General features: G+C 39.8%; 16 protein-coding genes and 1 tRNA gene. 15 read left to right on the top strand and 2 right to left on the bottom strand.

Translation table 11 applies throughout. The annotated features are described in order from the left end of the window. The 13 genes from HMPREF9965_RS13215 to HMPREF9965_RS09880 form a co-directional block, all read left to right on the top strand. The coding region (locus tag HMPREF9965_RS13215; RefSeq protein WP_000329048.1) for a hypothetical protein at positions 1–727 on the top strand (727 nt) is incomplete at its 5' end. Beyond that, entirely contained in the window at positions 672–1,841 is a 1,170-nt protein-coding gene (locus HMPREF9965_RS0102595; protein ID WP_000263251.1) for a hypothetical protein, read from the top strand. The genes HMPREF9965_RS13215 and HMPREF9965_RS0102595, both read left to right, overlap by 56 nt. Before the next feature lie 240 nt (positions 1,842–2,081). Beyond that, entirely contained in the window at positions 2,082–2,672 is a 591-nt protein-coding gene (gene rpoE / locus HMPREF9965_RS09925) for a DNA-directed RNA polymerase subunit delta (protein WP_000418414.1), read from the top strand. 138 nt (positions 2,673–2,810) lie between these two features. Next, positions 2,811–3,518 carry a B3/4 domain-containing protein gene (locus HMPREF9965_RS09920; RefSeq protein WP_000393600.1) on the top strand — a complete coding sequence of 236 codons (708 nt, stop codon included), beginning with the start codon at positions 2,811–2,813 and terminating at the stop codon, positions 3,516–3,518. 62 nt (positions 3,519–3,580) lie between these two features. After that, positions 3,581–3,691 (top strand): choline-binding protein A, encoded by a 111-nt coding sequence (locus HMPREF9965_RS12870; protein WP_398575008.1) that lies wholly within the window; start codon positions 3,581–3,583, stop codon positions 3,689–3,691. A 93-nt stretch (positions 3,692–3,784) separates the two neighbouring features. Further along, positions 3,785–4,084, top strand: coding sequence for a DUF4651 domain-containing protein (locus HMPREF9965_RS09915; protein ID WP_004243966.1), 300 nt, complete (start codon positions 3,785–3,787; stop codon positions 4,082–4,084). Then, complete coding sequence (locus HMPREF9965_RS09910) at positions 4,081–4,398, top strand: thioredoxin family protein (protein ID WP_000632592.1); 318 nt, start codon at positions 4,081–4,083, stop codon at positions 4,396–4,398. Before HMPREF9965_RS09915 ends, HMPREF9965_RS09910 begins: the two co-directional genes overlap by 4 nt. Positions 4,399–4,413: 15 nt before the next feature. Continuing rightward, complete coding sequence (gene ytpR / locus HMPREF9965_RS09905) at positions 4,414–5,040, top strand: YtpR family tRNA-binding protein (protein WP_000578291.1); 627 nt, start codon at positions 4,414–4,416, stop codon at positions 5,038–5,040. Between the two features lie 41 nt (positions 5,041–5,081). Next, on the top strand, positions 5,082–5,843 hold the full coding sequence (locus HMPREF9965_RS09900) for an SDR family NAD(P)-dependent oxidoreductase (protein ID WP_001107773.1): 762 nt from the start codon (positions 5,082–5,084) through the stop codon (positions 5,841–5,843). Between the two features lie 75 nt (positions 5,844–5,918). Further along, positions 5,919–6,314: a single-stranded DNA-binding protein gene (locus tag HMPREF9965_RS09895; RefSeq protein WP_000282433.1), complete on the top strand. Its 396-nt coding sequence runs from the start codon at positions 5,919–5,921 to the stop codon at positions 6,312–6,314. A 307-nt stretch (positions 6,315–6,621) separates the two neighbouring features. Then, the gene (gene groES, locus HMPREF9965_RS09890; RefSeq protein ID WP_000917320.1) at positions 6,622–6,906 is read left to right on the top strand and encodes a co-chaperone GroES; all 285 of its coding nucleotides are present in this window, start codon (positions 6,622–6,624) and stop codon (positions 6,904–6,906) included. 15 nt (positions 6,907–6,921) lie between these two features. After that, positions 6,922–8,544, top strand: a complete 1,623-nt coding sequence (gene groL / locus HMPREF9965_RS09885; RefSeq protein ID WP_000031563.1) for a chaperonin GroEL — start codon at positions 6,922–6,924, stop codon at positions 8,542–8,544. Between the two features lie 124 nt (positions 8,545–8,668). Continuing rightward, positions 8,669–9,436 (top strand): epoxyqueuosine reductase QueH, encoded by a 768-nt coding sequence (locus HMPREF9965_RS09880; RefSeq protein ID WP_000567580.1) that lies wholly within the window; start codon positions 8,669–8,671, stop codon positions 9,434–9,436. Positions 9,437–9,505: 69 nt separating this feature from the next. Here the strand turns inward: HMPREF9965_RS09880 and HMPREF9965_RS09875 are convergent, their stop codons facing one another. Then, a complete protein-coding gene (locus tag HMPREF9965_RS09875) occupies positions 9,506–10,039 on the bottom strand; it encodes a nucleoside tri-diphosphate phosphatase (protein WP_000775318.1) in 534 nt (177 codons plus the stop codon). A gap of 87 nt (positions 10,040–10,126) precedes the next feature. Continuing rightward, positions 10,127–10,903, bottom strand: a complete 777-nt coding sequence (gene recX / locus HMPREF9965_RS09870; RefSeq protein WP_000705076.1) for a recombination regulator RecX — start codon at positions 10,901–10,903, stop codon at positions 10,127–10,129. A 37-nt stretch (positions 10,904–10,940) separates the two neighbouring features. On the opposite strand from recX, the gene rlmD reads away from it, so the two are divergent. After that, complete coding sequence (gene rlmD / locus HMPREF9965_RS09865) at positions 10,941–12,311, top strand: 23S rRNA (uracil(1939)-C(5))-methyltransferase RlmD (RefSeq protein WP_001050322.1); 1,371 nt, start codon at positions 10,941–10,943, stop codon at positions 12,309–12,311. A gap of 58 nt (positions 12,312–12,369) precedes the next feature. Next, a tRNA-Glu gene (locus HMPREF9965_RS09860) sits at positions 12,370–12,441 on the top strand. Positions 12,442–12,444 lie beyond the last annotated feature (3 nt).

Raw genomic sequence — 12,444 nt, 5'->3', positions numbered from 1 at the left:
CTATAATGAAGTTATTTTAGATGCAATGTATCACTTGCCTACGAATTATTTTAATACTTGTGTTGAATATTTACTGGCTGATTTTGATAAAACACTCTTTGAAAAATCTCAAGGGCATTCAAGCAAATTATTTTTAGCCAAACGGTTGATTTCAAAAGTTTCACAGAGCTGTTCGTTAGAAATGTATAATAAACTTGAAGAACAAATTATTCATTATGTTTCACCTGAGGCTAAACAAAGACTAGCAAGAAGAATTGAAAGAAATAAATCTCAAGATGATTACAGGGTTTATTGGCCATTTTGGGGAAGTTTACAATATGAATTACTATCAGTTTTACCGAAAGAAAGGATAAGTAATGAGGTTATCGACTTATTAAAGGTATTAGAACGATCTAATAGTTTTCCTGATTCTTTTTATGGTTCACATTGTGGAAGTGTAGTTTCTCCGCTACAAGGAAAGAATATTTCTCCTAAAACTTGGAGAAACATTCTTATCAGCCCAAAAGGTGAGACAAAATGTAGATGGGATAGTAAGAGAAAAATATTTATTGAGTCTTCTCCTAGAGAATTGGCTATTGATTTTAGAAGTACTGTTTCTAAAAATCCTAAAGAGTACGTTTCTTTATTTTTAAACTTATCGTCTAATCATAAAATCAATGAACATTATATAGATGGTCTACTGGGGGATTGTAGACTTAGAAAAAATTCCAGATACTATTTTAAGTGATCTTGAATTCATACTATTAAATTTTGTAAATGAAAATAATTGGGAGAATCTTTATTATTTTTTCCGAGTCATAGAGAAACACGCAAACATAGAATGGTCCGAGAAAGTTTTGGAAAGGCTTAATTATTATCTTAAGAAAACTGATTTAGATGCTCTTGATAAATTTAACGAGAATCAAACTATGGAAAATTATTTACAACAGTCATACTCAACTTTAAGAGGTCATGGAATACATGCTTTAACAAAACTAATAGAAAATTCACCAACAAACATTTCGTACTTCAAAAATACTATCATTTCACTTGCTAATGATAAGACTGATTACATACGCTTAAATGCTATTTTTCTTCTGTATATAATTTTGGATTTAGATAAGGATTTTGCTAGAGAGTTATTTAGAGGGATTTTTACGGATGAAAAGATGTTAGCTCATTGGCATAGTAACTACATTTTGTATAGACTATACGAAGATGAGAAAGAACAAATTCAATGTCTATTGCAGTTAGCTTTTGATTCAAAAGATACATTACTTGTAAAAAATGCTTCATGCCTGATTACAGAAATTTACTTAAATAAAGGAGATATGGAATCAACTGTATATAGTGGAAGTGGACTTCAAGTAGAAGGTATTTGTCAGATGGCTATTAATTATTTAAAGGAAAAGAACCATGAAGACAAATCAAAGAAGATTATACTGAGTTATTTAGGTAAGAATGTTACAAATTTAGAAAAAATTTTACCACAACTATTCTGGGATGATTTATTAGATATTAAAGAAGATAAGGATTTAATATTTAATCTACTAACTTCTGAATATAGAGATAAATTATATTATTATTTTTTAGAATCTCTTGAAAAACAAGAATCAATTTCAGAATATGAAAATATCATTTTTGAAACAGTATGCAATATTGTGAGTAAAACTAATAAATTGAAATTAGAACCATATTATTATAGACGAATAGAAGAATATCTTTCTAGATTGATGATGCAACTTTACGATAAACATATGGGGGACGATATTGCCGATAGGTGTTTAAATATTATTGATCAAATGTTTGAAAATGAGTTCGGCAGCTCACGAACTCTGATTGAAGCATTGATGAATAAATAACAAAATTTTATAAGAAACTGATTGTAAAAGATTGAATTATTATGAATGTTAGAAAGAATTAGTTAAACATAATGTAATGTATTCTTTTCAAGAGTTAATCTTTTTACATATAAATGCTAAAGGAACTCCCATTTAACCTTTGACTATTCTGCAAAATTATCGTACAATAAAGAGTACATGATAAAATGAGGTCAGAGTCTGTTCGCTCTGGCGATAGTAGTAAAAATGAGGAGAAACGCTTTGGAATTAGAAGTATTTGCTGGGCAAGAAAAAAGTGAACTATCTATGATTGAGGTAGCGCGTGCTATCTTGGAACTTCGTGGTCGCGATCATGAGATGCATTTTAGCGATCTTGTAAACGAAATTCAAAACTACCTTGGAACATCAAACAGCGATATCCGCGAAGCTTTACCTTTGTTCTACACAGAGTTGAACTTTGACGGTAGCTTCATCTCACTTGGAGACAACAAATGGGGTCTTCGTTCATGGTATGGTGTAGACGAAATTGACGAAGAAATCATCGCTCTTGAAGAAAGTGACGACGATGAAGTAGCACCAAAAGCTAAGAAAAAACGTGTCAATGCCTTTATGGATGGCGATTCAGATGCCATTGACTACAATGCGGATGATCCCGAAGATGAAGATGCATACGAAGCAGATCCAGCTCTTTCGTATGATGATGAAAATCCAGATGATGAGAAAAATGAAGTGGAAGCTTACGATGCAGAAATCAACGAAATCGCTCCTGATGACTTGGGTGAAGACGTGGATCTCAACGAAGAAGACGACGAGTTTTCTGACGATGACGCTGAAACAAGCGACGAAGTATAAGAAGCCTCACAGAGGAGATCAGTTTGATCTTCTCTTTTTATTTGTCGGGAGAGAGTTGATGATTTCCTTGAAATCAGGGGCTAGAAGGTGTAAAATAAGGGTAGGATGGTGTACATTTTTCAAAGGAGGTGCCTGCCTATGGAGTTTTGTTTAGATAAAAGTTTGTATGACTTGGGGATCAAGAATGTCGTAATTGGTATTGCTAAAAACGTCGATCCTCATGCTGATTTGCCTCTTGCTTTTCTGAAAAAGAAAGAGGAGAGGGAGAAATGGGCGCTAGAGTGTGATGTAAAAGAAGTTCAAGAGTCTCCTGTTGTCCAAGGTTATAGGCAGTTGCTCCAGCGAGTCGGGCGTAGCGTCAAGAAAAATCCACCGACAGTAGTCGCCCTCATTCGCAATATCCAGCATCGTGGCTCTCTCCCTCACATCAATAGTATCATCGATATCTACAATGTAGAGGCGCTTTCTTATTTGCTGGCGATTGGTGGGCATGATTTGGATAAGATTGGAGGGCAGATAGAGTTTTCTGTTAGCAAAAGGGAGGACATTTTCCTACCTATCTTGTCAACGGAGAAGCACGTTGCGCAGACGGACTATGTCTATCGGGATGAAAATGGAGTTTTAGCTTGGCTGGATGTCCGCGATAGTGAACATTACAAATTTGATGAAGATACAAAAAATGCTATTTTCATCATTCAAGGAAATGAAAACACTTCTGTCGAGATGCGTTTAGAAGCGTTAGAAGAAATTGAAAAGGATTTGGCTGCTTGCATGCCTAATTTGCAGTTTGAAAAGAAAGTCATTTCACTTGAAGGAAACCGCACGGTGGTTCAGGACATTTACTGAGTTTTATAGTACCCACTTTATGGTATGTAAACAAAGGAGGAAAGTGCCATGAAGTCCAATGCTTGGATCAAGTCCAAGGCAAGTGGTACTACTTAGACTCATCTGGTAAAATGCTTCGCAACACCTACACACCTGATGGTTATTATGTCGGCAACTCAGGCGCTTGGCAATAAGGATAAGATGTCCTCTTTCCTCATTGAGGAAAGGGGATTTTCCTTGCCCATATACGGCTTCCCTATTTGTCCTAAAACCCTTTTTGTGTTACAATGAATGGTATGAAAGCTAAGAAATTATGGATGACTGTCTTGACAGTGGCTGGTCTGAGTGCCCTTGCTTTGGGTGCCAAAAAAGCAGCAGATAACCACAAACTCATGAAGACACAAGAGGAGTTAACCGCTATCGTGCGCGAACTTTTTTCAGATATGGGTGAGATTGTGACACTCTATGTTCAAGTCTACGAAAGTAGTCTAGAGCGACTCGTCGGAGGGGTCATTTTTGAGGATGGTCGTCACTATACCTTTGTCTATGAAAATGAAGATCTGGTCTATGAGGAGGAAGTCTTATGATAACTCCTAGTAGTATAGAAGAACTAGCAGGTTTTGTCGAGCAGGATGGCAAGAAGGTCTTCCTTTTTGTGGCGAACTGGTGTGGCGATTGTCGTTATATCTATCCTTCCTTGCCAGAGATTGAGGAGACTAATCCAGAGTTCACCTTTATTCGAGTGGACCGTGACCAGTATATGGATTTAGCCAAACTCTGGGATGTGTACGGGATTCCTAGCCTTGTTGTTCTAGAAAAGGACAAGGAAATCGGTCGTTTTGTCAATCGCGACCGTAAAAGCAAGGAACAAATTAACGACTTTTTAGCAGGACTGAAATAGGAGAAAAAGGAAACAATGATTTTTACATATAACAAAGAACATGTCGGTGATGTCCTTATGGTCATCGTGAAAAACAGCGGAGATGCCAAGCTGGACGTGGAGCGCAAAGGCAAGGTAGCCCGTGTTTTCCTCAAAGAAAATGGAGAAACAGTGGCTTGGAATATTTTCGACCTTTCAAGTTTGTTTGAAATTGCAGAGCGTGGTCAAGTCTTTTTATCAGATGAGCAAGTAGCACGTTTAAACCAAGAGTTGCAGGTGGAAGGCTTTACAGAAGAGATTGTCAACGACAAAGAACCTAAGTTTGTTGTTGGTGAAATTGTCGAGATGGTAGCTCACCCAGATAGCGACCACCTCAATATCTGCCAAGTGGCAGTCGCAAGTGACAAGACAGTGCAAATTGTTGCAGGGGCTCCTAATGCGCGTCTTGGCTTGAAAACCATTGTAGCTCTTCCAGGAGCTATGATGCCAAAAGGCAATCTTATTTTCCCAGGCGAGCTTCGTGGTGAAAAGAGTTTTGGCATGATGTGTAGTCCTCGTGAATTGCATCTGCCAAATGCTCCGCAAAAACGTGGTATTATTGAATTATCAGAAGACCAAGTTGTTGGAACTCCATTCGACCCAGCTAAACACTGGACTGCCTAGGAAGTTGTTAGTATCTGATAAATCAGATAGAAGGAAATAAGATGGCAAAAAATGTAGTGATTACAGGAGCGACCTCAGGAATCGGTGAAGCGATTGCGCGTGCTTATCTGGAGCAGGGGGAGAATGTCATTCTAACAGGGCGACGGACAGACAGACTAGAGGCCCTCAAGTCAGAGTTTGCAGATACTTTCCCAAATCAAACAGTTTGGACCTTTTCACTGGATGTTACGGATATGGCCATGGTCAAGACTGTCTGCTCCAATATTCTAGAAACGATAGGTCAGATTGATATCTTGGTCAATAACGCTGGACTGGCTCTAGGATTAGCACCCTATCAGGACTATGAAGAGCTAGATATGCAGACCATGTTGGATACCAATGTCAAGGGTTTAATGGCAGTTACTCGCTGTTTCTTGCCAGCAATGGTAAAAGCCAATCAAGGCCATATCATCAATATGGGGTCAACTGCAGGAATTTACGCCTATGCGGGTGCAGCGGTCTATTCAGCCACCAAGGCAGCTGTCAAGACTTTTTCAGATGGACTGCGAATTGATACCATTGCAACGGATATCAAGGTGACGACCATTCAGCCTGGAATTGTCGAAACAGATTTTTCTAGAGTACGTTTCCACGGTGATAAAGAGCGGGCGGCGACAGTTTATCAGGGAATCGAAGCTCTGCAAGCACAAGACATTGCAGATACAGTGGTCTATGTGACCAGTCAGCCCCGCCGTGTGCAGATTACAGATATGACCATTATGGCCAATCAACAGGCGACAGGTTTCATGATTCATAAAAAATAAAAATTTCCTCGAAAAGTTACAAATTTCTGTAACTTTTTTGATTTCCTGCGAATAGATAAGTAGGAGGAAGAAAATATGTATAATAAAGTTATTCTTATTGGACGTTTGACGTCTACACCAGAATTGCACAAAACCAACAATGACAAGTCAGTGGCGCGCGCAACGATTGCTGTGAACCGTCGTTACAAAGACCAAAATGGGGAACGCGAAGCCGACTTTATCAATCTTGTTCTTTGGGGAAAATTGGCTGAAACCTTGGCAAGTTACGCAACTAAAGGTAGCCTCATTTCTGTTGATGGGGAATTGCGTACCCGTCGCTTTGAGAAAAATGGGCAGACCAACTATGTGACCGAAGTTCTCGTGACAGGTTTCCAACTCTTGGAAAGCCGCGCCCAACGTGCCTTGCGTGAAAATAACGCAGGACAGGATTTGGCAGATTTGGTTTTGGAAGAGGAGGAATTGCCATTTTAATACTCTTCGAAAATCTCTTTAAACCACGTCAGCTTCACCTTGCCGTAGGTATGGTTACTGACTTCGTCAGTTCTATCCACAACCTCAAAACACTGTTTTGAGCAACCTGCGGCTAGCTTCCTAGTTTGCACTTTGATTTTCATTGAGTATAAGCATTGAAAAGTCTGAGTTGCTCTCAGGCTTTTTATCTTGAGAAAGTCAGACTTTTTTCTTGACTATTTCTGACCAAGTGATACAATAGAACTATGAATTAGCACTCAGGTATAAAGAGTGCTAATAATATGTAGTTCATCATGGAGGAAAACAGATGTTGAAACCATTAGGAGACCGTGTGGTCTTGAAAATCGAAGAAAAAGAACAAACAGTTGGAGGTTTTGTCCTCGCAGGTTCAGCCCAAGAAAAAACCAAAACAGCCCAAGTTGTAGCTACTGGACAAGGTGTTCGTACCTTGAACGGTGACTTGGTTGCTCCAAGTGTTAAAGCTGGAGACCGTGTCTTAGTTGAAGCCCACGCAGGTATTGATGTCAAAGACGGCGATGAAAAGTACATCATCGTTGGCGAAGCTAACATCTTGGCTATCATTGAAGAATAGAAGGAGAAAGTAAGTATGTCAAAAGAAATTAAATTTTCATCAGATGCCCGTTCAGCTATGGTCCGTGGTGTTGATATCCTTGCAGACACTGTTAAAGTAACCTTGGGACCAAAAGGTCGTAATGTCGTTCTTGAAAAATCATTTGGTTCGCCCCTCATCACCAATGACGGTGTGACCATTGCAAAAGAAATCGAGTTGGAAGACCATTTTGAAAACATGGGTGCCAAATTGGTATCAGAAGTAGCTTCAAAAACCAATGATATCGCAGGTGACGGAACGACAACTGCAACTGTTTTGACCCAAGCGATCGTCCGCGAAGGAATCAAAAACGTCACTGCAGGTGCCAACCCAATCGGCATTCGTCGTGGGATTGAAGCAGCAGTTGCCGCAGCTGTAGAAGCCTTGAAAAACAATGCCATCCCTGTTGCCAACAAAGAAGCCATCGCTCAGGTTGCTGCCGTATCTTCTCGTTCTGAGAAAGTCGGTGAATACATTTCTGAAGCTATGGAAAAAGTTGGTAAAGATGGAGTCATCACCATTGAAGAGTCACGTGGTATGGAAACAGAGCTCGAAGTCGTGGAAGGAATGCAGTTTGACCGCGGTTACCTATCACAGTACATGGTTACAGATAGCGAAAAAATGGTGGCTGATCTTGAAAATCCATACATTTTGATTACCGACAAAAAGATTTCAAATATCCAAGAAATCTTGCCACTTCTAGAAAGTATTCTCCAAAGCAATCGTCCTCTCTTGATTATTGCGGATGATGTAGATGGCGAAGCTCTTCCGACTCTTGTATTGAACAAGATTCGTGGAACCTTCAACGTGGTAGCAGTTAAGGCACCTGGCTTCGGTGACCGTCGTAAGGCTATGTTAGAAGACATCGCTATCTTGACAGGCGGAACAGTCATCACAGAAGATCTTGGTCTTGAGTTGAAAGATGCTACTATTGAGGCGCTTGGTCAAGCTGCTAGAGTGACTGTGGACAAAGACAGCACGGTTATCGTAGAAGGTGCGGGCAATCCTGAAGCCATTTCCCACCGTGTTACGGTTATCAAGTCACAAATCGAAACCACAACTTCAGAATTCGACCGCGAAAAACTGCAAGAACGCTTGGCCAAATTGTCAGGTGGTGTAGCGGTTATCAAGGTCGGAGCCGCAACTGAAACTGAGTTGAAAGAAATGAAACTCCGCATTGAAGATGCCCTCAACGCTACTCGTGCAGCTGTTGAAGAAGGTATCGTTGCTGGTGGTGGAACAGCTCTTGTAAATGTCATTCCAGCTGTCGCAGCCTTAGAATTGACAGGTGATGAAGCAACAGGACGTAGTATCGTTCTCCGTGCCTTGGAAGAACCTGTTCGTCAAATCGCCCACAATGCAGGATTCGAAGGATCTATCGTCATCGATCGCTTGAAGAATGCTGAGCTTGGTACAGGCTTCAACGCAGCAACTGGTGAATGGGTTAACATGATTGAAGAGGGGATCATCGACCCAGTTAAGGTTAGCCGTTCTGCTCTTCAAAATGCAGCATCTGTAGCCAGCTTGATTTTGACTACAGAAGCAGTCGTAGCCAATAAACCAGAACCAGTATCCCCAGCTCCAGCCATGGATCCAAGCATGATGGGCGGGATGATGTAAAAGCAACTTATAAAAAAACAAAAGGAGGGAATACATATCCCTTCTTTTTATGATATTCACTTCTAAATAGATTTGAGCTCTCCTAACTTATATGATAAAATAAAACTAGAAAAAGGAGAAGAACATGATCGATGTAGAAGAAATTCTGAGCAAGATGAATCCCAATCAGAAGGTTAATTATGACCGTGTCATGCAGAAAATGGTTCAGGTTTGGGAAAAAAATGAGCAACGTCCAACTATTCTCATGCATGTTTGCTGTGCTCCTTGTAGTACCTACACCCTAGAGTACCTGACCAAATACGCCGATGTGACCATCTATTTTGCTAATTCCAATATCCATCCCAAGGCAGAATATCACAAACGGGCTTATGTTACAAAAAAATTTGTCAGTGATTTTAATGAGCGAACAGGAAATACAGTCCAGTATCTAGAAGCACCTTATGAACCAAATGAATACCGTAAGTTAGTCAGAGGCCTAGAGGAAGAGCCAGAAGGTGGCGACCGTTGCAAGGTGTGCTTTGACTACCGTTTAGACAAAACAGCGCAAGTGGCTATGGACTTGGGCTTTGACTACTTTGGTTCAGCTTTGACCATCAGTCCCCATAAGAATTCTCAAACAATCAACAGTATTGGGATCGATGTGCAAAAGATTTATACCACCCACTATCTTCCAAGTGATTTCAAGAAAAATCAAGGCTACAAGCGTTCGGTGGAGATGTGCGAGGAGTATGATATCTATCGTCAATGTTATTGTGGATGCGTCTATGCAGCTCAAGCCCAAAACATTGATCTTGTTCAAGTTAAGAAGAATGCCACGGCTTTTTTGTTGGATAAGGATGTTGAGAAAGACTATTCCCACATCAAGTTTACTGTTACTAAATTAGATATATAGAAATCAACCCAGCTGAAAAGCTGGGTTTTTCAAATAAAAAACCAGGGTTCTCACCCCAGTTTGACAACTTTACCGATTCTTTAGTTCTATGTAGCGTTTGTACCAAATGTTGACATAGGCCTCTGAGAAAGGACCGCGTCCATTGTTGATCCAATCAACAAGGATTTTAACATGCTCTTTCAAAATATAGTCTAAATCATCAGAATACTTCATTTTGCGTTTATGGCGCTCATACTCTTCAACGTCCAAGAGACGCTTTTCACCATCAGTGAAGACCTTGACATCCAAATCATAATCAATGTATTTCAGGGCTTCCTCATCTAGATAGTAGGGGCTAGCCATATTGCAATAGTAGGAAATTCCATTATCGCGAATCATAGCAATGATATTAAACCAATATTTTTTGTGAAAGTAAACAATAGCCGGTTCTCGAGTCACCCAACGACGACCGTCACTTTCGGTAACAAGTGTGTGGTCGTTGACGCCGATAATGGCGTTCTCTGTTGTTTTTAGTACCATGGTGTCCCGCCAAGTACGGTGGAGACTCCCATCATGCTTATAACTTTGAATTGTAATAAAGTCGCCTTCTTTTGGAAGTTTCATAACTAACCAACTTTCTACAATTTATAAGTTTATCGTCTACTATTATATCATAAATCGGTCTAATTTTTTGAATTTTACACGAAAATATTAAAGATATTCTCTGAGAGCGCTGGCTATATCCGAAAAATCATAGCCTTTTCGAGCTAAAACTTGGGTTAAACGCTGTTTAAGTTCGTATCCTTCATACTTTCGAGCATATTTAGCATATTGTTTGTCTAGCTCTTTAAAAATGAGTTCTTGAGTCGTTTCTTGGTCAACTTGACTGTCCAAGTCATCAAAAGCACTTTTAGCATCAGCATAGGAGAAGCCCTTGTTAGTCAAGTTTTGGATAATCTTATCTTGCAAGGCTCGAGCAGGAAGCTTTCCGGTGTGTTTTTTAAGCAGTTTCTCAGCAACACGTTGAGCAACTTCTGTATGATCAAAATCCTTTAGAACATCTTCAATAGTTGATTTAGCAATCCCTTTTTGAGACAGTTTTTGAGCTAGCACATAAGGTCCCTTATCTCCAGAAAGTTGATTGGCATTGATGATAGAGTAGGCATACTGACGATCATTAATCCAGTTGTCTTCTTTTAGATTAGCGATAACTTGACTAATGATTTTTTTATCAAGATCATACTTTTTCAGATACTCACGAACTTCTTTTTCAGTACGAGCCTTGAAGGATAGATGGTAGAGAGCAAGATTTTTACCATAAGAAAACTGGGCAAAATCCTGAATCTCGGTAAGTTCCTCTTTGCTAATGACCTTATCTCGAGACAACATAAAACGGACAATGGTATCCTCTGTGATATAAGAGGTTTGCTGATGATCTAGCTCCATCAGGTAGAGGCGTTTTTTCTTTTCAAGTTTTGTGATTTTCATAGTTCTATTATACCCTAAAATGTGATAAGATAAGGGTATGAATCTGAAAGTGAAACAAAAAATATCATTAAAAATCAAGCGCATGGGAATCAATGGCGAGGGAATCGGTTTCTACCAAAAAACCTTAGTGTTTGTACCCGGAGCCCTTAAAGGAGAAGACATCTATTGCCAGATTACTTCCATTAAACGAAACTTTGTTGAAGCCAAATTGCTAAAGGTTAATAAGAAGTCTAAATTTCGAGTCGTACCTGCTTGCACGATTTATAATGAATGTGGTGGTTGCCAAATCATGCACCTTCACTATGATAAACAGTTAGAGTTTAAAACGGATTTGCTCCACCAAGCCTTGAAAAAATTTGCTCCTGCAGGATATGAAAACTATGAAATCCGTCCAACTATCGGAATGTCAGAACCAAAATATTATAGAGCAAAACTGCAATTTCAGACTCGAAAATTCAACAATCAGGTCAAGGCAGGCTTGTATGCACAAAACTCTCATTACCTCGTAGAGTTGAAAGACTGCTTGGTGCAAGACAAGGAAACCCAAGTGATTGCGAATCGCCTAGCTGAGCTTCTCACTTACCATCAAATTCCCATTACCGATGAGAGAAAAGCGCTAGGTGTTCGCACCATCATGGTACGTCGAGCGAGAAAAACTGGACAAGTCCAGATTATCATTGTCACAAATCGCCAGCTTAATTTAAATCAACTAGTTAAAGACCTAGTCAAGGATTTTCCAGAAGTCGTTACGGTTGCAGTCAATACAAATACAGCAAAAACAAGTGAAATCTATGGTGAGAAGACGGAAATTATCTGGGGCCAAGAGAGTATTCAAGAAGGAGTACTCGACTATGAGTTTTCTCTCTCCCCTCGAGCTTTTTATCAGCTTAATCCTGAGCAGACAGAAATTCTCTATAGTGAAGCAGTTAAGGCTCTGGATGTTGGCAAAGAGGATCATCTGATTGATGCATATTGTGGTGTCGGGACGATTGGATTCGCCTTTGCAAAGAAAGTCAAAACTCTTAGAGGTATGGATATTATCCCAGAAGCCATTGAAGATGCCAAGAGAAATGCCCAAAAAATGGGATTTGACAATACCTATTATGAAGCAGGTACAGCTGAAGAGATTATTCCCCGCTGGTATCAAGAGGGATATAGGGCCGATGCCCTGATAGTCGACCCTCCTAGGACGGGTTTAGACGACAAATTATTAGATACGATCCTAACCTATGTACCGGAAAAAATGGTTTATGTATCTTGCAATGTATCGACATTAGCTCGAGATTTGGTTAAACTAGTAAAAGTTTATGATCTCCAGTATATCCAGTCAGTCGATATGTTCCCACACACTGCACGGACAGAAGCAGTCGTTAAGTTAGTGAAGAAAAGAAAAAATCAAATTCACTGAAAAAAGTTCTTGACAAAGGGGAAAAAGTAGGTATAATAGAAAGAGTTGAAAAGCTCAAGGTCCGTTGGTCAAGGGGTTAAGACACCGCCTTTTCACGGCGGTAACACGGGTTCGAATCCCGTACGGACTATGG

It is taken from the genome of Streptococcus mitis bv. 2 str. SK95, from assembly GCF_000222705.1.
Classification (GTDB): domain Bacteria; phylum Bacillota; class Bacilli; order Lactobacillales; family Streptococcaceae; genus Streptococcus; species Streptococcus mitis_AY.
The sequence above is the reverse complement of the archived record's forward strand: the minus strand, read 5'-3'. Positions and strand labels throughout refer to the sequence as shown.

Coding starts and splice junctions, on each gene's coding strand:
- HMPREF9965_RS0102595 (WP_000263251.1), top strand. CDS start 672: ATGGTCTACTGGGGGATTGTAGACTTAGAAAAAATTCCAGATACTATT.
- HMPREF9965_RS09920 (WP_000393600.1), top strand. CDS start 2,811: ATGGAGTTTTGTTTAGATAAAAGTTTGTATGACTTGGGGATCAAGAAT.
- HMPREF9965_RS09915 (WP_004243966.1), top strand. CDS start 3,785: ATGAATGGTATGAAAGCTAAGAAATTATGGATGACTGTCTTGACAGTG.
- HMPREF9965_RS09910 (WP_000632592.1), top strand. CDS start 4,081: ATGATAACTCCTAGTAGTATAGAAGAACTAGCAGGTTTTGTCGAGCAG.
- ytpR (WP_000578291.1), top strand. CDS start 4,414: ATGATTTTTACATATAACAAAGAACATGTCGGTGATGTCCTTATGGTC.
- HMPREF9965_RS09900 (WP_001107773.1), top strand. CDS start 5,082: ATGGCAAAAAATGTAGTGATTACAGGAGCGACCTCAGGAATCGGTGAA.
- HMPREF9965_RS09895 (WP_000282433.1), top strand. CDS start 5,919: ATGTATAATAAAGTTATTCTTATTGGACGTTTGACGTCTACACCAGAA.
- groES (WP_000917320.1), top strand. CDS start 6,622: ATGTTGAAACCATTAGGAGACCGTGTGGTCTTGAAAATCGAAGAAAAA.
- groL (WP_000031563.1), top strand. CDS start 6,922: ATGTCAAAAGAAATTAAATTTTCATCAGATGCCCGTTCAGCTATGGTC.
- HMPREF9965_RS09880 (WP_000567580.1), top strand. CDS start 8,669: ATGATCGATGTAGAAGAAATTCTGAGCAAGATGAATCCCAATCAGAAG.
- HMPREF9965_RS09875 (WP_000775318.1), bottom strand. CDS start 10,039: ATGAAACTTCCAAAAGAAGGCGACTTTATTACAATTCAAAGTTATAAG.
- recX (WP_000705076.1), bottom strand. CDS start 10,903: ATGAAAATCACAAAACTTGAAAAGAAAAAACGCCTCTACCTGATGGAG.
- rlmD (WP_001050322.1), top strand. CDS start 10,941: ATGAATCTGAAAGTGAAACAAAAAATATCATTAAAAATCAAGCGCATG.